Below are 21,564 nucleotides of genomic sequence, written 5' to 3'. Positions count from 1 at the left end.
AGTATTCTTACATTAAGGCGTTAATGTTTTTTCGCAGATTAAATGAAATTTCCGGGAGGGCAAAGCATAATTAGTGCGATTGTTATAAAATCAGTAATAGGATTTTGTCTTAGATGCAGCACACACCGAGTGGAATGTGTAACGGGGTTAAATCAGATAACTCTCATTCTGTTTTTTTCGGCTTTTTGTAGTCTATCTGACAATCAGATTAGGTGGGAAAACACCATGAATTCACGGATAAGAATGAAATTTCACAATTTCATTCGATTAACAATCGAACAACATAGTTAGTTTTTTCTTTTTAAATCAATGAGGTGTTCATTTGAATTTTACGGTAACCATGAAAGAAATCCATGTTGCCAACAGGGAAAAAGAGTCATTTGGATAAACGGAACATCCTTAATATGGCCTAATGTAAAAAATGAAATCAGAAAATTTTTATAAAGGCCAATATCCGATGAATGCAACCTGTTGAGTTTACATTTAATTTCTTGAACATTTTTTGATATTTCTATACAAAGTGTGCAGGACAGGCACGCTAAGGAAATTAAAAGTGAATCTTGATAAAAGAATAAAGATTAGGAATCTAGATGTTCTGACTCCTGCCGGGGAGAAATTTCGTCTGCGTTGGAAGGAGTATCAAATTCTTTCGCTGCTTGTCGCCAGATCGCCAGAACTGGTTACCCGAACGGAAATTATAGAAAATATCTGGAAAGGAACCTATTGCTCAGATTCAACGATAAATCAAACAATTAAATCTATTCGCCAAAAGATTAGCGATACGGAACACACGCTTATCAGAACCATTCCTCGTTTGGGTTACAAGGTGGAAAATCAAGCGGCTTTTCACTTTATATCCGAGGATGAAGACTACGCTGATGATGATATATTAAATGGCGGTGAAGATATTGGTGTTAATATTCAAGCGGAACTTTCTGAAAGTGAAAGTGAGTCGTCTGAAACAAACGATGAAAAAATAGATAAGCCGCATAAATCGACGCTGGTTGCTGCGCCTGTTGCAACGGTGGAGTCATCCAAAGAACCGGCGCGTGAAAAAAAGTCGGCGGCGGCGCGTCGCTTTTTCAGCATGCCCGCCAGCCGTGTAGTGAAATACCTGACGGTATTCGCCTCTTTGCTGGTTATTTCACATTTTTCATACGTGCTTGGCAACCAAACTCGCCCCCCGGTGATCAATGATATTCAGAACAACACGCGTGTGGTGTTGACGCTGACGCTGAATAACCCTCATACCAACAGCCCGCAAACTCTGTTCTGCCTGTACCAGGGCGAGAGCATGGAGCAGGCGACCATCGAATGTGTCGATCCTAAGCAAGGCCAGCTGAAATTGCCGGTAAAATATGAGACCTCTTCGTCCACCGGTAAGGGTCGGATTAATCTTATATTGCCGAATAAAACCTTGCAATATCAAGTTGCTTACGATGTTAAAAATTAGCGCTGAATGAGGTTTTATCTATAGCGATAATTTTACATTTGATGAAATCTTTTATTTCATTATTTGTTATTTGAAAGCCAGGTTCGATTTGTCCAGTCTGGAACTCATTACCTAACGCGTATTAGCGTCCTGTCCCAATCGGGTGACGGGAATAATGAGAACCTGCTGAGTGACAAATTATGGATAAGCGTAAAGTAGCTATTATCGGGGGTTCCGGTTTTATCGGAACACGCCTGGCGAAACGTCTCAGTAAGCGCGATGATCTGACATTGGTCATCGTCGATAAGCAACCCAGTGCACATTTTCCATCCCTTTATCAGTATGGCGATGTGACGCAACCCCAGACCTTGCAAGAACCGCTGGCGGGCTGCGACGCCATCATTAATCTGGCGGCGGAGCATCAGGACAATGTCGATCCTATTTCGCTCTATTATCAGGTTAATGTCGAAGGCGCGCGCCATGTCTGCATGACCGCCTCCGCCCTGAATATCCGTCAAATCATTTTCACCTCCTCGGTCGCTGTTTACGGCTTCGTCAAACAGGAGACCGGCGAAGAAGGACGTTTCGAGCCTTTCAACCATTACGGCAAGTCCAAGCTTGAGGCGGAATACGTTTATGAAGCCTGGCGCAAGGCCGATGAGGAAAATCGGTTGACTATCATCCGCCCAACGGTGGTATTCGGCGAAGGCAACCGTGGCAACGTGTATAACCTGTTCCGTCAGATCGCCAGCGGACGTTTCGTGATGATTGGCAGCGGCAATAATATGAAGTCGATGGCCTACGTTGAAAATATTGCCGCGCGGCTGGAATATGCGCTGGATCAACAGTCAAGTTATCAGGTCAGCAACTACGTCGATAAACCGGACTTTACGATGAATCAATTGGTTGACGTAATTTCCTCTTCATTGGGGAGAGAAAATAAGACGATTCGCATTCCTTATGCCGTAGGCATATGCGGCGCAACCGCATTGGATGTTGTGAGTAAAATAAGTCGCAAAAAATTCCCAATCAGTCGCGTCAGAGTACAGAAATTCTGCGCCAGAACGCAGTTTAAAAGTAATGTGAAAAATAATTTCGTGGCGCCTGTTGAACTTGATTCGGCAATCGAAAGAACCATTAAACATGAGTTTTCTGATAGATAACTTAATCGCACGCTGACGTTATTTGATTATTCCGCCGACAAGCGGATAAATCTGTATTTTTCAGGATAAATTCATGCTGACTTATATCCTGGCAGGATCAATTTTGTTTTTGTTAATAGCGCATTGGGAGCTGTAACTCAAGGGCGGTAGCGTGCTTATTCGCTGGAGGAACGATGTTATATCAACTGAGCGTGATATTTGTGCTGGCGGTCGCGTGGATCCTTATTGCCCGCCGGGTCGCCTTGACGGTGGGATTAGTGGATAAGCCCAATGCGCGCAAGCAACATCTGGGACATATTCCGTTGGTCGGCGGCATCGCCGTATACCTGACGCTGATGCTGATGACGCTGTGGCAACCCGACTGGCTGCCCGACAACACCGTCTACCTGCTGTGCATCACGGCGCTGGTGGTGTTGGGCGTACTTGATGACCGCTTTGATCTGCCCGTGGCGCCGCGCGTCATGGTGCAGGGAGGGATCGCGCTGGCGATGATGCTGGCGGCAGGGATGCAGCTTTCCTCATTGGGCCATGCCTGGGGCCATCAGGAAGTGATGCTCGGTTATGGCGCGTTGCTACTCACGCCGCTGGCGGTATGGGGGGCGATCAACGCCTACAACATGGTGGATGGCATCGACGGGCAACTGGGCGCCTTGTCCTGCGTGACCTTTGTTGCGCTGGCTATCGTGTTCGGACTGGGTGGCCGGGAAGATCTGGCGCTGTGGTGCCTGGGCATGATCGTCGCGCTGGCGGCTTATCTGCTGTTCAACCTGAGCCTGTTCGGCGCGCGTAACAAAATCTTTATGGGGGACGCCGGCAGCATGGTGATCGGCTTCAGCGTGCTGTGGCTGGTGTTGCTGGCGACGCAGGGGCAGCAGGCGGTAATGCGCCCGGTCACCGCGCTGTGGCTGATCGCCATTCCGCTGATGGACATGGTGACCGTGATGGTGCGCCGCCTGTTGCGCCGCCAAAGCCCCTTCAAAGCGGGCCGCGATCATTTGCACCATATTCTGATGCGTCGCGGGCTCAATGCGCGTCAGGCACTGGCGATGAGCACCATGCTGGCGGTGACGCTGGCCTGCATCGGCATTTGCAGTGAAGTGTTGCAGCTGCAGGAAAGCCTGATGCTGGTGGCGTTTCTGTTCTGTTTTTGCGGTTATTTCGCCATGTTGCGCGAACCGCGTCAGGCGACGATGCTCAGCGATAATCCAACCGTCGGGCGTTAATCCTCTCACGGGCTGCGGCAGCAGCCCGTTTATCACGGTACTTCCATGAATTTTCATTTGCCTCTTTTGATGCCGTTGGCCTTCACCTCCGCGTTGTTGAGCGGTTGTACGGTGGTTCCCGGCTCACATTTACCGACCAGCGGAAAAGCCATCGTCGTGCAACAAGACGACGATTTCGATTTGAACAGCCAGGTACAGGTCTACCGCATGTCACCGATGCTGCTGCAGAAAATGCGGCGTATTGAACCGGTCGCCCAGCCGAATCCAGCACTGGATCAGCGGTTGCAGAGCTACCAATACCGTATCGGCGTCGGCGACGTGTTGAACGTCACCGTCTGGGATCATCCCGAGTTGACCACGCCGGCCGGGCAATATCGCAGCGCCAGCGACACCGGTAACTGGGTGCATGCGGATGGCACGATCTTTTACCCCTATATCGGGCGCGTGGCGGTGGTGGGTAAAACCGTCACCGAAGTACGCAGCCTGATCGCCGGCCGTCTGGCGCAGTATGTGGAAAGCCCGCAGGTGGATGTCAGCATCGCCGCGTTCCGCTCGCAGAAGGCTTATGTGACCGGTGAGGTGAAAACCTCCGGTCAGCAGGCGATCACCAACGTGCCGCTGACCATTCTGGATGCGATCAACGCCGCCGGCGGCCTGACGGACAATGCCGACTGGCGCAACGTGGTGCTGACCCATCAGGGCAAAGAGCGGGCCATCTCGCTGCAGGCGCTGATGCAGCGTGGCGACATCAGCCAGAACGCGCTGCTGCAGCCGGGCGACATCCTCTACATTCCGCGCAATGACAACTTGAAAGTGTTCGTGATGGGCGAGGTGGGCAAGCAAGCGACGCTGAAGATGGATCGCAGCGGCATGACCCTGACCGAAGCCCTCGGATCTTCCGAAGGGATCAGCCAGACGGTGGCGGATGCGACCGGGGTGTTCGTGATCCGGCCGAGCGGCGGCAATCCCCCGCAGCGGCTGGCGACGCTGTATCAGTTCGATCTCTCCGACGCCAGCGCGCTGGCGATGGGCGCTGAATTTCAGCTGCACCCTTACGACGTCGTGTACGTCACCGCGGCGCCTATCGCGCGCTGGAACCGTTTGATCAGCCAGCTGGTGCCGACCATCAGCAGTTTTAACGATCTCAGCGAGGCTACCTTGCGCGTGCGCAACTGGTAACTCCGCAGGGTGAATAAGGAACAGAAGATGAAAAACAATGCGCTGTCCGTGATGGTGGCCGAACAAGATGAAAAGCTGGAGTGGGAGCGTCTGGTAGGGCCGCTGTGGGATAACCGCTGGCGGATCGCCGTCGTGACCGGCGTGGCGGGTGCGCTGGGCGTCGCCTACGCCCTGTTGGCTACCCCGGTGTACCAGGCCACGGCGGTGGTGCAGGTGGAGAATCAGCTGTCCGGCGATTCGCTGCTGCGTGAAACGCTGGACAGTTCGCTGGGGCAAAATTCGGCGACGCAGGATGAGGTGACGCTGGTCAAGTCGCGCTACGTGCTCGGCAAAACGGTGGATGCCCTCGGCCTGACGGTGCGCGTCGAACCGGACTATTTCCCGGTATTCGGTAAAGGCTTTGCCCGACTGAGCGGTGAAAAGGCGCCGGTATTGGACATCGCCACGCTGACAACGCCGGCGGACATGCAGGGCGAAGCGCTGACGCTGACGGTGCGCGATGGGCAACATTATGAGCTGAGCCATGACGGCGCCAAATTGTTCAGTGGCGTGGTTGGGCAACCGGTGGCGCAGGGCGAGTGGGGCATGACCGTTTCGGCGCTGGACGCGGCGCCGGGCACCAGTTTCACCGTGGTGAAAGTCGCGCGTCAAGAAGCGGTGGACGATCTGCGTAAATACCTGGGGGTAGTGCCGAGCGGCAAAGACAGCGGCATCATGACGTTTACGCTGCCGAGCGAAGATCCGCAGCGTGCAGAGGCGGTGCTGAAGAACATCACCGATAACTACCTGCAGCAGAACGTGGATCGCAAAACGGAAGAGGCGCAGCGGATGCTGGCCTTCCTGCAGGAGCAGTTGCCGCAAACGCAAACCTCGCTCAACAACGCCGAAACCCAGCTCAACCAGTTCCGCCAGCAAAACGACTCGGTGGATCTGTCGCTGGAAGCCAAATCGGTGCTGGACACGCAGGTACAGCTCGAAGCCCAGCTCAACGAGCTGACCTTCAAAGAGGCGGAGATTTCCAAGCTTTATACCCGCGTGCACCCGGCTTACCGGGCGCTGCTGGAAAAGCGCGCCACGCTGGAGGCGGAAAAGGCGCGGCTCGGCAAACAGGTACAGACGCTGCCGAAAATGCAGCAGGAGATCCTGCGTCTCACCCGCGACGTGCAGGTGGATCAGCAGGTTTACATGCAACTGATGAACAAACAGCAGGAGCTGAGCATCAGCAAGGCCGGCACGGTGGGCAATATTCGCATCGTTGACGAGGCGGAAACCGCTATCCGACCGATTCAGCCGCAAAAGATGCTCATCGTGTTGTTGGCGTTGATATTGGGCGCTGCAGGCACCGCGGCCGTGGTGCTGCTGCGCACGGCCTTCCATCGCGGCATCAATGATATCGATACGCTGGAGAAGAGAGGCATCAACGTCTACGCCACCGTGCCGCTGTCGCCATGGCAGGCGAAACGCAATCGCGAACAACGCCTGCTGTTGCCCAAATCCGGCGGTCGTCGCCTGCCGATCCTGGCGGTGGCCGAGCCGGCGGATCTGTCGGTGGAGGCCATTCGCAGCCTGCGCACCAGCCTGCATTTCGCCATGCTGGAGGCCAAAAACAACATTTTGATGGTCTCCGGTGCCAGCCCGGAAAGCGGCAAGAGTTTTACCAGCACCAACCTGGCGGTGGTGGTGGCGCAGGCCGGGCAGCGGGTGCTGTTGATCGACGCGGATATGCGTAAAGGATTCTTGCATCGTTGGCTATCGGACGACGCTCATCAAGGGCTGTCCGACATGCTGGTGGGCAAAGTGACGACGGAACAGGCGGTGCGGAAAACCGCCATCGCCAATCTGGATTTCGTACCGCGTGGCCAGGTGCCGCCGAACCCGTCCGAGCTGCTGATGCATCGCCGTTTCGCCGATTTCCTGCGCTGGGCCGGGCAAAACTACGATCTGGTGCTGATCGATACGCCGCCGATTCTGGCGGTGACGGACGCGGCCATCGTCGGCAATCACGCCGGTACGTCACTGTTGGTGGTGCGTTTTGAGGTGAACACCGTCAAGCAGATCGAAACCAGCATGCGCCGTTTCGAACAGAATGGCGTGGCGATCAGAGGCGTAATCCTCAACGGCATCGTGAAGAGGGCGGCGACCGACATGAGCTATTACAACTTCGCCTATCCAAGCCATCGGGAAGATCGCCGGCAGGCAGAGGAATAAGCGGGTGAAGGCCATTATCACCAACGCCCTGTGGCTGATGCTGGAACGCGTTTCGCTCAGCCTGTCCGGCATCTTCGTTTCCATTTACGTTGCGCGCTATCTGGGGCCCGCCCAGTTTGGCGCTCTCAACTATCTATTGGCGACGATCGCCATCGTGGTGCCGCTGGTGCAGCTGGGCGCCGACAGCATCATTTTCAACCGCGTCGCCCGCCGCCAGCCGAGCGGCATTCGCCTGATGTTGGCTTCGATGCGTTTGCGCCGCCGGCTGTTCCTGGTGGTGGCGCTGCCGATGCTGATATGGAGCTATTTCAGCCAGCCGCCAGCCAGTCAACTGATGACGCTGTTGCTGCTTATCAGCGCCTATTTCTCGATTCAGGACGTGTACAAGATTTATTACGATGCCCGCCTGCAGTCGAAACGCAATACGCTGATCAACAACCTGGCGCTGCTGTTGTCGATCGGGCTGCGGCTGGCGCTGGTGAGCGCCGCGCTGCCGCTGGTGTGGTTCGCGGTACCCTACATCCTCAGCAGCGCCGTACCTTATCTGGCGCGCCTCTGGCTATTCCGTGGGAAAGCTGCGGCCACGCCGCGGGTTACGCCGCGCCAGGCCGGGCGCTATGGCCGTTATTTGCTGAAAGTGGGTCTGCCGTTGGCCATCTCCAGTCTGGCGATAGTGATTTATACCCGCATCGATCAAATCATGCTGGGCAATCTGGTCGGCGAGCAGGCGGTGGGCTGGTTCAGCGCCGCTACCACCCTCAGTCAGGGGTGGGTTTTTGTGCCGATGGCGCTGATCACCTCGTTGATGCCGGGTATTGCCAACTGTCGCGATCCGTTGGAGCAGGAGTACCGCATCCGGGTGCTGTATCTGGTGGTATTGGGCCTGTCGTTGCCGGTGCTGCTGGGGCTGTGGTGGTTCGCCCAGCCGGCTATTGCGCTGCTGTATGGCGCTGCTTTTCAACCGGCCGCCGACATCCTGGCTATTTGTACGCTGACCTCGCTGTTCTCAGTGATGGGGACGGTTTCGTACCGCAGCATCGTGCTGTTCGCCGGTTATCGCTTTATCGCCATCAAGATGCCGTTGGTGGCTCTGATGAACGTGGCGATGAATCTGCTGCTGATCCCGCGTTACGGCCTGACCGGCGCTGCGGTGTCTACGCTACTGGCGGAATTCATTTCATTCTTCGTTCTGAACAGTTTATTCCGTGGCGGGAAAATTACCCGACTGCAGCTGACCTGTTTTTACTGCCTGCCGCGTCTTGTCAGCAAATTAAGGAGAGAGCATGTTAAACACCCTGGTTAAAAGCATTTCCAAGCGCCTGCCCGATGCCTGGCACCATCAGGTTAAATACGCGCTCTATTTCAAAAAACTGCCGCACTTGTCAAAACCGACCGGCTTCAGCGAAAAGATCATGCGCCGCAAAATTTATCCGCGCAGCATCTACACCACCTTGTCGGACAAATACAAGGTCCGTGAATTTATTGCCGGCCTGTGGGGCGAAGAGTATCTGGTGGAGCTGTATGCGCATGGCACTGAACTCAGCTACGACACGTTCAGGCAGTTGCCCGACGCCTTCGTGCTTAAGGCCAACCATGGCAGCGGCTATAACCGGTTGGTGTTCGACAAGCAACAGGTCAGCTACGCGGAATTGTACGATCTCAGCAGTGCGTGGATGCGCAGCAACTTTTACGAGCAGAGTCGCGAAAAGCATTATCTGGACATCGAACCCTGCATCATGGTGGAACGCATGTTGCTGGATGGTGAGCAGGTGCCGAACGATATCAAGTTTCATTGTTTCAACGACAACCATGAAATTCGCATGTTCATCCAGGTGGATTACCAGCGTTTCGGCACCCATCGGCGCGACATTTTTGATATCGACTGGAACCGCACCGAAATCCGCATCAGCTTGCCGAATGCCGACGAACCGATGCCGCGGCCTACGCGACTGGAAGAAATGACGCGCTTGGCTCGCCAGGTTGCGCAGCAGTTCTCTTATGTCCGCGTGGATTTCTACCAGGTCGGTGAGAAGGTCTATTTCGGTGAATTGACGTTTACGCCTGGTGCGGGGTTAAGCAAGCTTAAGCCGGAAAACATCGAGCAGGAATGGGGCAGTTATTTTACTGAGTAAACGCTTATGCAGAGAGTCGCCTCCAATTTTCACATGCATGCCAATGTCGGTTATAATCAGTCGCGGGATTTGGTCAATCAATCAATCATATTGACCTTCCTGTTGATCTTTTTCGTGAAAACTTTCCTGACCTCGGGATCGTTCAACAGCGAGCTGATTAATAAAACCGTGACGGGGCTTAATGCCCTGATGTTGCTCTATGTCGGCTATGCATTTTTCATCGCTACGATGGCGGAAAAAGCGGTTGCGGGTTTTTTGGTTCTGCTGTTTCTGGTTAATATCGCCACCGGACATGGTGATTACCTTTTTGGCGCGGTATTCAGCTCGGCGGTGATAATTTTATTCCGCCGCATCGAGATGGTGCGCGGCGCTGAAATGTTCGCTATCGCTTTTGTGGTTGCCGGGCTGTTGATGGTTGTCCCCTATACCTTTTACACCGAGGGATTTGTTTACCTTGATGAGCGCTATGGCAACAGATTAACGCTGGGTTTCGATAACCCGAACACCTTGGCGTATTACTCTTTTGCCTTGTTCGCCATGCTGCTGTGCCTGATCGACCATGCGAAATTAACGCGTGGAATGAAAAATATCGCCTCACTGGCGGTGTCGGCGTTAATTATCCCGGTGCTGATGTATTCCTATTCCCGCACCTGTTTTATGTTGGCGCTGTTGATGTTGTTGCTGTTTTGGCTGGCGCCGCTGCTGCGTTTTACCCCCAATAGAAAAGTCTGCATTGCGCTGACGTTGGCCATCATAGGCTTTCAGTTCGCCAGCGTTATACGCTGGGGGAACAATCCGGCATTGGACGCGCTGTTGAACCAGGCGTTGACCGGGCGCATTTGGTTCTCCTGGCAGATGTTTCAGGCGGTGGGGCTACCCAATCCGCTGTTCGGCATGAATATCGAACCCTATAAGCCGGTCGATTTTTTCTTCATCGCCATGTTTTATTCGGCTGGTGGGATCGCCTCTGTTGTCATGCTTTTTTGTTATTTTCACCTGTTGGGGAATATGCGCAGGCTGAGTCGATTCATGCGCTGGGTAGTGGTGGTTTTCCTGCTGACAACTTTTACGGAAACCTATTTTTTGGTCCCGGTATTTAACGTGTCGTTATTGCTGCTTTGCCGTGGAAAAGAAATGATAAATTCTAAGTTGGAGGGTTAAGAAATGGATTTCTCGATCGTGATCCCTATTTATAATAGTGCGCGTTACCTGCCTAAAACTCTGAAGCGGATTTTCAACGCTTGCCAAGGGTTCGACTATCAGGTGATTTTGGTTGATGATTGCTCTGACGAGGATGACATCAAATATATTCGCCAGATAGCGGCGACTAATAGCAACGTGATGCTGCATGAGAAAAAACAGAAGAGCAATGCGGCGGTATCGCGCAACCTGGGCGCCAATTTAGCGCAATCGGAGATCGTGTTTTTTCTCGATTCGGATGATTACTTCACTACCAACTATATTATTCGCCGCATGAAGAAGCATGAAGATCGCCATATTGATATTATCTTCGGTAATTATGCAGAGGTGAGCGGCGATTCGGTACGCGACTTCAACTTCCACTACAAATCCGGTTCTTCCGGCGAGGATTTTCTTTTTCTGGAAATGGGCGATATTCGGTCATCCACCATCAGCATGCGTAAAAAAAGCGATCGCCGCTTTTTATTTCCCGAGTTTCTCAACAAACATCAGGATTGGGGCTTTCTGGTCAACGCCACCAATTTGGGCGCGCAGGTGGCGCATGACGCCGGCGGCGGGGTGTTTCTCGACGTGGGGCGCTACGGACGCATGACGGCGAAGCTTAACCTGGAGGCCAGCGACCGCTTTATCAATACCTTCCTCAGCCCCAGCGATCGCCATATCAGCGGATTCGCCTGCAAGCACCTGCTGGCCTCGCTGTATTCGGAAAACGCCCAGGCGTTCAATTATTACTCGTCGCGCATCGTGCGGCACAGCCTGAGCGGCAAGTTCAAGATGATCAAATGGTATGGCGATTGTCTGACGCGGCTGGGGTTGTTCTCGGTTGGCGGCCGGCTGTTGCGCAATGTGCGCCAGGGATTCAGGAGATGATATGCAAGCACGCAAGGTAATCATCGTCATCGAAAATATGGCGGGCAAGGGCGGCACTGAACGGGTCGCCAGCGGTTTGGCCAATGCGCTGGCGCGTCTGCCGAATTACGAGGTGGCGGTGTTTTCGCTGTGTGGCGAACGGAGCTTCTTTCCGCTGGCGAGCAACGTCCGGCTACGCTGTGGCGGCGGCGATTCGCTGTTCTGGCCATGGCGGCTGGCGTTGGCACTGCGGCGTGAACGCGCGGATGTGATCATTACCGTTTCCATGGGAAAACTGTCGGTGGTGATGACGCCTTTTCTACGTTTGTTCTGTGCCCGCAGCCGGCTGTTATTGAGCGAACACGTCAGCTTTCACCAGTATCCGCGCGTATTTAAATGGTTGAAGTTGTTGGTTTACCGGTTGAGCGATCGCGTGATTTTCCTGACGCGGCAAGATAGCGACGCCATCGCTCGCTGGGTGGGCGCCGGGAAATGCCGGGTGATCGAGAACGTTTCGCCGTTCGGCGCACAGGCGCCGACGCCGGCGCTGCAGGAAAAGGTGGCGCTGGCGGTGGGGCGGTTGAGCAATCAGAAAGGCTTCGATCGTCTGATCGCGCTGTGGCGAGGGGTGGCGGCGCAGATGCCGGATTGGCGGCTGTTGATTATTGGCGACGGCCCTGAGCGCGACGCACTGCGGCGGCAGATTGAAGGCGCCGGGCTGGAGCAGCAGGTGAGCCTGCTGCCGGCCACCGCCGACGTGGCGGCCTATTATCGCCAGGCCAGCCTGTACGTGATGACGTCGCGCTATGAGGGGTTGCCGATGGTGCTGATCGAAGCCATGAGTTTCGGCCTGCCGCTGGTGGCCTACGACTGCAAGACCGGCCCGGCCGAGCTGATAGACAACGGCGTCAACGGCTATCTGGTGCCCGATGACGATGCCGCCGCCTTCAGCGAAGGCGTGCTCGAACTGATGCGCGATCCGGCTCTGCGCGATCGCTTTTCTGTCGCTGCGCTTGATAAGTCTCGCCGTTTTTCTCCCGAACGTATTTATCCCCAGTGGCAACAGCTCATTGAGTGAGGACCGAATGGAAAAGATATCCGTGATAATGCCCGCTTACAACGCGGCAAACTCAATCAAAGAATCGATTCTTGGTGTGCTGAACCAGCAATTTACCGACTATCACCTGTATGTGATCGATGATGCCTCCACCGACAACACCGCCGAGGTGGTGCGGCCGTTTATCCACGATCGCCTCACCTATATACGCAATGAGCATAACCAGGGCGTGGCGGAAACGCGCAACATCGGCATTGAGGCGGCGAGCGGGGATTATATCGCCTTCTGCGACAGTGATGACGTATGGCTCCCCAACAAGCTGTCGCGCCAGGCGAGCATTTTGCAAACCCGCCGCTATGACGTGGTGTGTTCCCATTATTACACCTTCGAAGACGATCTGAAGTTGATCAAAAACACCCGTGGTGCGGATGAGCTTATCGGCTATCAGGACATGTTGAAAAGCAACTGGATCGGCAATCTCACCGGCATCTATAACCAGAAGCGCATCGGTAAGGTGTATCAGCAAAAAGTGGGGCATGAGGACTATTTGATGTGGCTGGCGGTGCTGCAGAAGGCGCGTAACGGCCTGGCCTACTGCATTCCCGAACCGCTGGCCTGTTACCGATTGTCTACCCACTCGCTGTCGGGCAACAAAATCCGCGCTGCGGACTGGCAATGGCGGATTTACCGTCAGCATTTGGGGCTGTCGTACCAGAAATCCTGCTATTTGTTCGCCACCTATCTGTTCAATGCCGTGGTGAAAAGGAAATGACCATGAGGGGGATGTATCGGCGGGCGGCTCTGGGCTGTTGCGCCTTGTGGGGCGCAGCGGCTCTGGCGCAGAACTGCCAACCCAATCTGTTGACCAACCCCGGCTTTGAGCAGGGGCTCAGCGGCTGGCGAGCGCAGGGCGCGCAGGCCGACGGCGATACGCACAGTGGCAGGGGGAGTCTGCGTTATGACAATGCAGATGTAGCGCAATACCGTACCTTCAACCAGGCGCTGCAGGTTGTGCCCGGACAGACGATAGATTTCGGCGTCTGGCTCAAGACTCGCGGCGTACGCGGGCAAAGCCGCGACGGCGGCGCTGGGGTTTATCTGCAGAGCTTTGATGCGCAGGGGCGCTTTCTGGAAGGCAGCTATCCGGCTGGGGTGACCGGCGACAGCGGCTGGCGGCAGGTGAACGCCAGCTATACCGTGCCGCCGCAGGCGGCGCGAATCACTTTTGGCGTTTATCTGCGTAAGGGGAGCACCGGTACCGCCTGGTTTGACGACGCCTATGCCTGTGCTCGAGCGTCTATGCCGGCGTTGTATCAGCTCGGCGCGTCGGCGCAGGGGAAAGTTGACACGCTGGTCGTCACTTCGCAACCGCAGCATTTGCAGGTCGACAGCGAATTGCTCAATGCCGAGGGGCAGGTTGTTCACAGTAGCCGCGACCGTTATCAGGTGGAAGGACAACGCCGTATCGAATACCAACCGCCGGCCGGCCTGGCCCAGGGTGAATACCGCCTGCGTCAGCAGGTTACCGGTCCACAATCCCGCCAGGCTCAGGGCAGCGAGCTGTCTTTTCGCGTCGGGCAGCCTGCGGCCAAAGTGGCGATCGACAGCGAAGGTTTTACCCTGCGCGACGGTCAACGGCTTTTCCCGTTGGGCATTTACGCCAACGTGGCTACCGATGAGCATTTGGCGCGCATCGCCTCGGCGGGATTCAACACGGTGCTGAACTATGATTACGGGGAAAAGAAAGATCCATACGCCTTTTTCCGCAACGCACGCAAGCGCGGGCTGTTGGTCATTTACTCCGTCAAAGATCAGTACCGCGGCAGCCGCTTCGCGCCGGCCGTCCGCGGTGGCGACTACGCGGCGCTGACTGCCTGGTACGTACAGCGTTTGCGCTCTCAGCCCAACCTGCTTGCCTGGTACATCAACGATGAGCTGGGGCCGGAATATCTCGATAAAATCGAGGAAAAAAACCTGCAAATAAAGCGACTTGACGGCGATCATCCGACTTTCCAGGTGCTGAACAAAACCGGGGAGTTGGACGCTCACTTCAACAGCAGCGACATTTTGGCGACCGACCCTTATCCGGTGGGGAACGATCGCGATCTGACGCGCACCACGCGTTATACCGCACTGACGGTGCAGGCCGCCCGCCAGGCACGCGGGGCCTGGGTGGTGATGCAAATCATGGATCACGCCGCTTATGACGCCCGCCGCAAGCCACATCCGCCGTCAGAGGCGGAAATTCGCAATCAGGCCTGGCAGGCGCTGATCGGCGGCGCCAAGGGGCTGTTGTTTTATTCTTATACCGATCTGTTTTATAAGCGTAAAACCGGCCGCTTCGACCAACGGGAGTTTGACGCCACCTGGCGTGGCGTGGCTGCCGTGTCGCAGCAAATCGCCGCCTTCACCCCTTATCTGCTGACGGGAAAATCGACGCCGCTGGCGGGAAGCGACCCGCAAATGCCGGCGCGGATGTTTGTTCTGGGCGATCGCGCCTTGCTGCTGGTAGCCAATCCTTACTATCGGGAGGGAAGCACCCGCTTGCACCTTCCGGCGGGTTGGCGGCAGCAGGGAGAGGGCACGGAGGTCAAGCTGACGTTGCCCGCCGTGGGCACCGCGACGCTGTGGCTCCAACGCTGAAAGCATCGAGTCAGCATCACGCGGGAGGTTTCTCCCGCGTGAGATTGATGACAAACCTTATACCCTTGCCGGGTTGGCAGAGAGCACCAAATAAAAAACAAGGAAAATCAATTTATTGATTTTCGGCCGCTCACCACAAAGGGGGAAAAACCACGCTTTTTCCCCCTTTGTCAACAGTCTGACGCGGGAGGTTTCTCCCGCTCCTACCCCCAAATACCTCGCCTTGCCTCCCGCCTGCCTACCTTTATCTCTATATTCTGTTTTACTCGTTTTAATTCAATCAATTAACTTAATCTTTCACACCTATACTTTGGTGGTATTTCACCCCCGACGCGCGCGTCGCCTCCCGCTTTCTCTTGATCGCAATCAATTTGCCGCCGGTTGGCCGTCAGTAGGCTGGCGGCAGATTGAGCATGTCTTCTTATAACGACAAGAGCCTTCAGGAGCATTCCGGATGAGCAAATTTTTAGACCGTTTCCGCTATTTCAAGCAGTTGGCGGAGCCTTTTTCTGGCGATCACGGCCAGACCTTGAACACCAACCGCGACTGGGAAGACGGCTACCGCAGCCGTTGGCAGCACGACAAAGTGGTGCGTTCCACCCACGGCGTGAACTGCACCGGTTCCTGCAGTTGGAAGATCTACGTGAAGAATGGTCTGGTGACCTGGGAAACCCAGCAAACCGACTATCCGCGCACCCGGCCCGATCTGCCCAACCATGAACCGCGCGGCTGCCCGCGTGGCGCCAGCTACTCCTGGTACCTGTACAGCGCCAACCGGCTGAAATACCCGCTGATGCGCAAGCGCCTGCTCAAGCTGTGGCGCGAAGCGAAAGCGCAGCACAGCGATCCGGTCGAAGCCTGGGGCTCTATCGTCGGCGATGCGGAAAAAGCCAAAAGCTACAAGGTGGCGCGCGGCCGCGGCGGTTTCGTCCGCTCCAGCTGGCAGGAGGTCAATGAACTGATCGCCGCCGCCAACGTCTATACCGCCAAAACCTTCGGCCCTGACCGCATTATCGGCTTCTCGCCGATCCCGGCGATGTCGATGGTGTCCTACGCCGCCGGCGCCCGCTACCTGTCGCTGATCGGCGGCGCCTGCCTGAGCTTCTACGATTGGTATTGCGATCTGCCGCCGGCTTCGCCGATGACCTGGGGTGAGCAGACCGACGTGCCGGAGTCCGCCGACTGGTATAACTCTTCTTACATTATCGCCTGGGGCTCCAACGTGCCGCAAACGCGTACCCCGGACGCCCACTTCTTTACCGAAGTGCGTTACAAGGGCACCAAAACCGTGGCGGTGACGCCGGACTATGCCGAAGTCGCCAAGCTGTGCGACCACTGGCTGAATCCGAAGCAGGGCACCGACAGCGCGATGGCGCTGGCGATGGGCCACGTGATGCTGAAAGAGTTCCATCTCGATCGCGAAGTCGGCTACTTCCGCGACTATGTGCGTCGTTATACCGACATGCCGATGCTGGTGCTGCTCGAGCCGCGTGAAGGCGGCCACTACGCCGCCGGCCGCTTGCTGCGCGCCGCCGATCTGGTGGACGGATTGGGCCAGGAAAACAATCCCGAGTGGAAAACCGTCGCTATCGACAGCCGCAGCGGCGAGCTGGTGGCACCGCAGGGCTCCATCGGTTTCCGCTGGGGCGAGAAGGGCAAGTGGAACCTGGAGCAGCGCGAAGGCAAGGCGCAACAGGAAGTCGAGCTGCAGCTCAGCCTGTTGGGCATGCATGACGACGTCGCCGAGGTGGGTTTCCCGTACTTCGGCGGCGCCGACAGCGAGCATTTCAACAGCGTGGCGCTGGACGAGATCCTGCTGCACAAACTGCCGGTGAAACGCCTGCAGTTGGCGGACGGCAGCGAAGCGCTGGTGACCAGCGTGTACGATCTGACGTTGGCTAACTACGGCCTGGAGCGCGGACTGGGCGACGCCAACTGCGCCGCCGACTATGACGAGGTCAAGGCTTACAGCCCGGCCTGGGCCGAGCAGATCACCGGCGTGTCGCGCCACAACATCATCCGCATTGCCCGCGAGTTCGCGCAAAACGCCGAGAAGACCCACGGCCGTTCGATGATCATCGTCGGCGCCGGCGTCAACCACTGGTATCACATGGACATGACCTACCGCGGCCTGATCAATATGTTGATCTTCTGCGGTTGCGTCGGCCAGAGCGGCGGCGGCTGGGCGCACTACGTCGGCCAGGAAAAACTGCGGCCGCAAACCGGCTGGCTGCCGCTGGCGTTCGGCCTCGACTGGCAGCGTCCGCCGCGCCACATGAACAGCACCTCGTTCTTCTACAACCATTCCAGCCAATGGCGTTATGAAACCGTCGGCGCCGATGAGCTGCTATCGCCGCTGGCGGACAAGTCGCGCTTCGGCGGCAGCCTGATCGACTTCAACGTGCGCGCCGAGCGCATGGGCTGGCTGCCGTCGGCGCCGCAGCTGGGCGCTAACCCGCTGCGCCTGGCGGAGCAGGCCCGCGCGGCCGGTCAGTCGCCGGTCGAATTTACCGTCGACAGCCTGAAAAACGGCTCGCTGGGCTTTGCCGCCGAGCAGCCGGACAATCCGCAGAACTTCCCGCGCAACCTGTTCGTCTGGCGCTCCAACCTGCTGGGCTCTTCCGGCAAGGGTCATGAGTACATGCTCAAATACCTGTTGGGCACCGAAAACGGCATTCAGGGCAAAGATCTCGGCCAGCAGGGCGGCGTGAAGCCGCAGGAAGTGGAATGGCGCGAGCAGGGCGGCGAAGGCAAGCTGGATCTGGTGGTGACGCTCGATTTCCGCATGTCGAGCACCTGCCTGTATTCCGACGTGGTGCTGCCGACCGCCACCTGGTACGAAAAAGACGATATGAACACCTCCGACATGCACCCGTTCATTCATCCGCTGTCGGCGGCGGTCGATCCGGCCTGGGACTCGAAGAGCGACTGGGAGATCTACAAGGGCATCGCCAAAGCCTTCTCCGAGGCGTGCGTCGGCCATCTGGGTCAGGAAACCGACGTGGTGACCCTGCCTATTCAGCACGACTCCGCCGCCGAGCTGGCGCAGCCTTACGGCGTGCAGGACTGGAAGAAAGGCGAGTGCGAACTGATCCCCGGCAAAACCGCGCCGCACATCATTGCGGTGGAGCGCGATTACCCGGCCACCTACGAGCGTTTTACCTCCTTGGGGCCGTTGCTGGACAAACTGGGCAACGGCGGCAAGGGCATCAGCTGGAACACCCAGACCGAGGTCGATTTCCTCAAGCAGCTTAACTACGTCAAGGCCGACGGCCCGGCGGCGGGGCGCCCGAAGATCGAGAGCGCGATAGACGCGGCGGAAGTGATCCTGTCGCTGGCGCCGGAAACCAACGGCCAGGTGGCGGTGAAAGCCTGGGAAGCCCTGAGCAACGTCACCGGCCGCGATCACCGACATCTGGCGCGGAACAAGGAAGACGAGAAAATTCGCTTCCGCGACATTCAGGCGCAGCCGCGCAAAATCATCTCCAGCCCAACCTGGTCCGGCCTGGAAGACGAACACGTCTCCTATAACGCCTGCTACACCAACGTGCACGAGCTGATCCCGTGGCGCACGCTCAGCGGCCGCCAGCAGCTGTATCAGGACCACGAGTGGATGCGCGCCTTCGGCGAAAGCCTGCTGGCGTACAGGCCGCCGATCGACACCCGCGCCGCCCAGCCGCTGCTCAACAGCAAGCCGAACGGCAACAAGGAGAAGGCGCTGAACTTCCTGACGCCGCACCAGAAGTGGGGTATCCACTCCACCTACAGCGACAACCTGCTGATGCTGACGCTGTCGCGCGGCGGGCCGATCGTCTGGCTGAGCGAAGACGACGCCAAAGATCTGGGCATCGCGGACAACGACTGGATCGAGGCCTTCAACGCCAACGGCGCGCTGACGGCGCGCGCGGTGGTCAGCCAGCGTATCCCGGCCGGCATGACCATGATGTACCACGCGCAGGAGCGCATCGTGAATCTGCCGGGCTCGGAGATCACCAGCCAACGCGGCGGCATCCACAACTCGGTGACCCGCGCCTGTCCGAAGCCGACCCACATGATCGGCGGCTATGCGCAGCTGGCCTACGGCTTCAACTACTACGGCACCGTCGGTTCCAACCGCGACGAGTTCGTGGTGGTGCGCAAGATGAACCGCATTGATTGGTTGGACGACGAAGGCAACGACTACGCGCAGGGCAGTCAGCAGGAGAACCACAAATGAAAATTCGTTCGCAAGTCGGCATGGTGCTGAATCTGGACAAGTGCATCGGTTGCCACACCTGTTCGGTCACCTGCAAGAACGTCTGGACCAGCCGCGAAGGCATGGAATACGCCTGGTTCAACAACGTGGAAAGCAAACCCGGCGTCGGCTATCCGCACGCCTGGGAAGATCAGGAAAAATGGAAGGGCGGCTGGATCCGTAAAATCAACGGCAAGCTGGAGCCGCGCATGGGCAACCGCGTCGGCGTGCTGGCGAAAATCTTCGCCAACCCGGATGTGCCGGCGCTGGACGACTACTACGAGCCGTTCGATTACGACTACCAGCATCTGCACACCGCCAAACAGGGCAAGCACCAGCCGGTGGCGCGCCCGCGCTCGCTGATCACCGGCCAGCGCATGAACAAGATCGAAAGCGGCCCGAACTGGGAGGAGATCCTCGGCGGGGAATTCGAAAAACGCTCGCAGGACAAAAACTTCGACAACCTGCAGAAGGCGATGTATGGCCAGTTCGAAAACACCTTCATGATGTACCTGCCGCGCCTGTGCGAGCACTGCCTCAACCCGGCCTGCGTCGCCACCTGCCCGAGCGGGGCGATCTACAAGCGCGGCGAAGACGGCATCGTGCTGATCGACCAGGACAAGTGCCGCGGCTGGCGCATGTGCCTGACCGGCTGCCCGTACAAGAAAATCTACTTCAACTGGAAGAGCGGCAAGTCCGAGAAGTGCATCTTCTGCTACCCGCGCATCGAAGCCGGGCAGCCGACGGTCTGTTCGGAAACCTGCGTCGGCCGCATTCGCTACCTCGGTGTGCTGCTGTACGACGCCGATCGCATCGAGCAGGCGGCGGCGGTGGAGAACGACAAGGATCTGTACCAGAGCCAGCTCGATATCTTCCTCGATCCGCATGATCCGAAGGTGATTGCTCAGGCGCTGGCGGACGGCGTGCCGCAGGGCGTCATTGAAGCCGCTCAGCAGTCGCCGGTGTACAAAATGGCGATGGACTGGAAGCTGGCGCTGCCGCTGCATCCGGAATACCGCACGCTGCCGATGGTGTGGTACGTGCCGCCATTGTCGCCGATTCAGTCTGCCGCCGACGCCGGCGAGCTGGCGCACAGCGGCGTATTGCCGGACGTCGAGAGCCTGCGCATCCCGGTGCAGTATCTGGCGAACCTGCTGACCGCCGGCGATACCGAACCGGTACTGTTGGCGCTGAAGCGCATGCTGGCGATGCGCCATTACAAACGGGCGGAAACCGTCGACGGCGTGGTCGACACCAGCGCGCTGGAGCAGGTCGGTCTGAGCGAAGCGCAGGCGCAGGAAATGTATCGCTACCTGGCGATCGCCAACTATGAAGATCGCTTCGTGGTGCCGTCGAGCCACCGCGAGCTGGCGCGTGAAGCCTTCCCGGAAAGCAAAGGCTGTGGCTTCAGCTTCGGCGACGGTTGCCACGGCAGCGACGGCAAGTTCAACCTGTTCAACAGCCGCCGTATCGACGCCATCGACGTGAGCGCGAGAAGCGCGCGGCCGGAGGACGCCTCATGATCAGCCTGAAAGTGATCGCCCGCCTGCTGGATTACCCGGAGCAGGCGCTGTTTGACCATCAGCAGGCGCTGATCGAAGCATTGGAGCCGGCCAGCGAGCTGGATCTGCACCACAGCGCGCAGCTGATTCTGTTTATCCGCCGCCTGTGCGCGCGCCCGTTGCTGGACGCGCAGGCCGATTATTGCGAACTGTTCGATCGCGGCCGCGCCACCTCGCTGCTGCTGTTTGAACACGTGCACGGCGAATCGCGCGATCGCGGCCAGGCGATGGTTGACCTGATGGCGCAGTACCGCGCCGCCGGGCTGGAGATCGACAGCCGCGAGCTGCCGGATTTCCTGCCGCTGTACCTGGAGTATTTGGCCAGCCGCAACGCGGCGCAGGCGCGCGAAGGGCTGCAGGACATCGCGCCGATCCTGGCGCTGCTGGGCGCGCGTCTGCAGCAGCGTGAAAGCCCGTATGCAGTGCTGTTCGATTTGCTGCTGGCGTTGTCCGGCAGCGAGGTGCAGGCGCAGGCGCTGGAGACGCAGGTGGCGCAAGAGGCGCGCGACGATACGCCGCAGGCGCTGGATGCGGTGTGGGAAGAGGAGCAGGTCAAGTTTCTCGGTGAACAGGGCTGCGCCTCCGCCCAGCAGACGGCGCACCAGCGGCGCTTCGCCGGCGCGGTGGCGCCACAGTATCTGGATCTGACGGATGCGTTAACCGGAACCAAAGGACGCTAATC

Annotated in this window: 15 protein-coding genes; all 15 read left to right on the top strand. The window is 57.4% G+C overall.

The features are described 5' to 3' along the window. The first annotated feature begins 553 nt into the window (after nt 1-553). The 15 genes from WFM45_RS10435 to narJ all read left to right on the top strand — a co-directional run bounded on the left by WFM45_RS10435 (nt 554) and on the right by narJ (nt 21,562). Entirely contained in the window at nt 554-1,453 is a 900-nt protein-coding gene (locus WFM45_RS10435) for a winged helix-turn-helix domain-containing protein (RefSeq protein ID WP_033632783.1), read from the top strand. 179 nt (nt 1,454-1,632) lie between these two features. Beyond that, nucleotides 1,633-2,595, top strand: coding sequence for an NAD-dependent epimerase/dehydratase family protein (locus WFM45_RS10430; RefSeq protein WP_015378203.1), 963 nt, complete (start codon nt 1,633-1,635; stop codon nt 2,593-2,595). A gap of 173 nt (nt 2,596-2,768) precedes the next feature. Then, a complete protein-coding gene (gene wecA, locus WFM45_RS10425) occupies nt 2,769-3,818 on the top strand; it encodes a UDP-N-acetylglucosamine--undecaprenyl-phosphate N-acetylglucosaminephosphotransferase (protein ID WP_033632784.1) in 1,050 nt (349 codons plus the stop codon). Nucleotides 3,819-3,863: 45 nt separating this feature from the next. Beyond that, nucleotides 3,864-4,997: a polysaccharide export protein gene (locus tag WFM45_RS10420; protein ID WP_033632785.1), complete on the top strand. Its 1,134-nt coding sequence runs from the start codon at nt 3,864-3,866 to the stop codon at nt 4,995-4,997. A gap of 27 nt (nt 4,998-5,024) precedes the next feature. Then, the gene (locus WFM45_RS10415) at nt 5,025-7,205 is read left to right on the top strand and encodes a polysaccharide biosynthesis tyrosine autokinase (protein ID WP_166445196.1); all 2,181 of its coding nucleotides are present in this window, start codon (nt 5,025-5,027) and stop codon (nt 7,203-7,205) included. A 4-nt stretch (nt 7,206-7,209) separates the two neighbouring features. Further along, nucleotides 7,210-8,508, top strand: a complete 1,299-nt coding sequence (locus WFM45_RS10410; protein ID WP_336955445.1) for a flippase — start codon at nt 7,210-7,212, stop codon at nt 8,506-8,508. After that, nucleotides 8,489-9,337, top strand: coding sequence for an ATP-grasp fold amidoligase family protein (locus WFM45_RS10405; RefSeq protein ID WP_004934663.1), 849 nt, complete (start codon nt 8,489-8,491; stop codon nt 9,335-9,337). The genes WFM45_RS10410 and WFM45_RS10405 overlap by 20 nt, the downstream gene beginning before the upstream one ends. A gap of 6 nt (nt 9,338-9,343) precedes the next feature. Continuing rightward, nucleotides 9,344-10,498 (top strand): hypothetical protein, encoded by a 1,155-nt coding sequence (locus WFM45_RS10400; protein ID WP_060559799.1) that lies wholly within the window; start codon nt 9,344-9,346, stop codon nt 10,496-10,498. Between the two features lie 3 nt (nt 10,499-10,501). Further along, on the top strand, nt 10,502-11,407 hold the full coding sequence (locus WFM45_RS10395) for a glycosyltransferase family 2 protein (protein WP_004934661.1): 906 nt from the start codon (nt 10,502-10,504) through the stop codon (nt 11,405-11,407). 1 nt (nt 11,408) lies between these two features. Then, nucleotides 11,409-12,464: a glycosyltransferase family 4 protein gene (locus WFM45_RS10390; protein WP_004934660.1), complete on the top strand. Its 1,056-nt coding sequence runs from the start codon at nt 11,409-11,411 to the stop codon at nt 12,462-12,464. 7 nt (nt 12,465-12,471) lie between these two features. Continuing rightward, nucleotides 12,472-13,215 (top strand): glycosyltransferase family 2 protein, encoded by a 744-nt coding sequence (locus WFM45_RS10385; RefSeq protein ID WP_015378195.1) that lies wholly within the window; start codon nt 12,472-12,474, stop codon nt 13,213-13,215. A gap of 11 nt (nt 13,216-13,226) precedes the next feature. After that, nucleotides 13,227-15,086: a carbohydrate-binding protein CenC gene (locus tag WFM45_RS10380; protein ID WP_443005633.1), complete on the top strand. Its 1,860-nt coding sequence runs from the start codon at nt 13,227-13,229 to the stop codon at nt 15,084-15,086. Between the two features lie 454 nt (nt 15,087-15,540). Further along, entirely contained in the window at nt 15,541-19,302 is a 3,762-nt protein-coding gene (locus WFM45_RS10375; protein ID WP_336955438.1) for a nitrate reductase subunit alpha, read from the top strand. After that, nucleotides 19,299-20,843, top strand: a complete 1,545-nt coding sequence (gene narH, locus WFM45_RS10370) for a nitrate reductase subunit beta (RefSeq protein ID WP_336955436.1) — start codon at nt 19,299-19,301, stop codon at nt 20,841-20,843. Before WFM45_RS10375 ends, narH begins: the two co-directional genes overlap by 4 nt. Beyond that, complete coding sequence (gene narJ, locus WFM45_RS10365; RefSeq protein WP_004934644.1) at nt 20,840-21,562, top strand: nitrate reductase molybdenum cofactor assembly chaperone; 723 nt, start codon at nt 20,840-20,842, stop codon at nt 21,560-21,562. The genes narH and narJ overlap by 4 nt, the downstream gene beginning before the upstream one ends. Nucleotides 21,563-21,564 lie beyond the last annotated feature (2 nt).

This window comes from Serratia sp. KG1D, assembly GCF_037150675.1.
GTDB classification, from domain to species: domain Bacteria; phylum Pseudomonadota; class Gammaproteobacteria; order Enterobacterales; family Enterobacteriaceae; genus Serratia; species Serratia nematodiphila.
Note: the sequence above shows the minus strand (reverse complement) of the source record. Positions and strands in the feature narration are given on the sequence as shown.

Excerpts from the sequence above, each read along its gene's own strand:
- WFM45_RS10405 (WP_004934663.1), top strand. The coding sequence starts at position 8,489 with ATGTTAAACACCCTGGTTAAAAGCATTTCCAAGCGCCTGCCCGATGCC.
- narJ (WP_004934644.1), top strand. The coding sequence starts at position 20,840 with ATGATCAGCCTGAAAGTGATCGCCCGCCTGCTGGATTACCCGGAGCAG.
- WFM45_RS10385 (WP_015378195.1), top strand. The coding sequence starts at position 12,472 with ATGGAAAAGATATCCGTGATAATGCCCGCTTACAACGCGGCAAACTCA.
- WFM45_RS10375 (WP_336955438.1), top strand. The coding sequence starts at position 15,541 with ATGAGCAAATTTTTAGACCGTTTCCGCTATTTCAAGCAGTTGGCGGAG.
- WFM45_RS10420 (WP_033632785.1), top strand. The coding sequence starts at position 3,864 with ATGAATTTTCATTTGCCTCTTTTGATGCCGTTGGCCTTCACCTCCGCG.
- WFM45_RS10415 (WP_166445196.1), top strand. The coding sequence starts at position 5,025 with ATGAAAAACAATGCGCTGTCCGTGATGGTGGCCGAACAAGATGAAAAG.
- WFM45_RS10400 (WP_060559799.1), top strand. The coding sequence starts at position 9,344 with ATGCAGAGAGTCGCCTCCAATTTTCACATGCATGCCAATGTCGGTTAT.
- WFM45_RS10390 (WP_004934660.1), top strand. The coding sequence starts at position 11,409 with ATGCAAGCACGCAAGGTAATCATCGTCATCGAAAATATGGCGGGCAAG.
- narH (WP_336955436.1), top strand. The coding sequence starts at position 19,299 with ATGAAAATTCGTTCGCAAGTCGGCATGGTGCTGAATCTGGACAAGTGC.
- wecA (WP_033632784.1), top strand. The coding sequence starts at position 2,769 with ATGTTATATCAACTGAGCGTGATATTTGTGCTGGCGGTCGCGTGGATC.
- WFM45_RS10395 (WP_004934661.1), top strand. The coding sequence starts at position 10,502 with ATGGATTTCTCGATCGTGATCCCTATTTATAATAGTGCGCGTTACCTG.
- WFM45_RS10380 (WP_443005633.1), top strand. The coding sequence starts at position 13,227 with ATGTATCGGCGGGCGGCTCTGGGCTGTTGCGCCTTGTGGGGCGCAGCG.
- WFM45_RS10430 (WP_015378203.1), top strand. The coding sequence starts at position 1,633 with ATGGATAAGCGTAAAGTAGCTATTATCGGGGGTTCCGGTTTTATCGGA.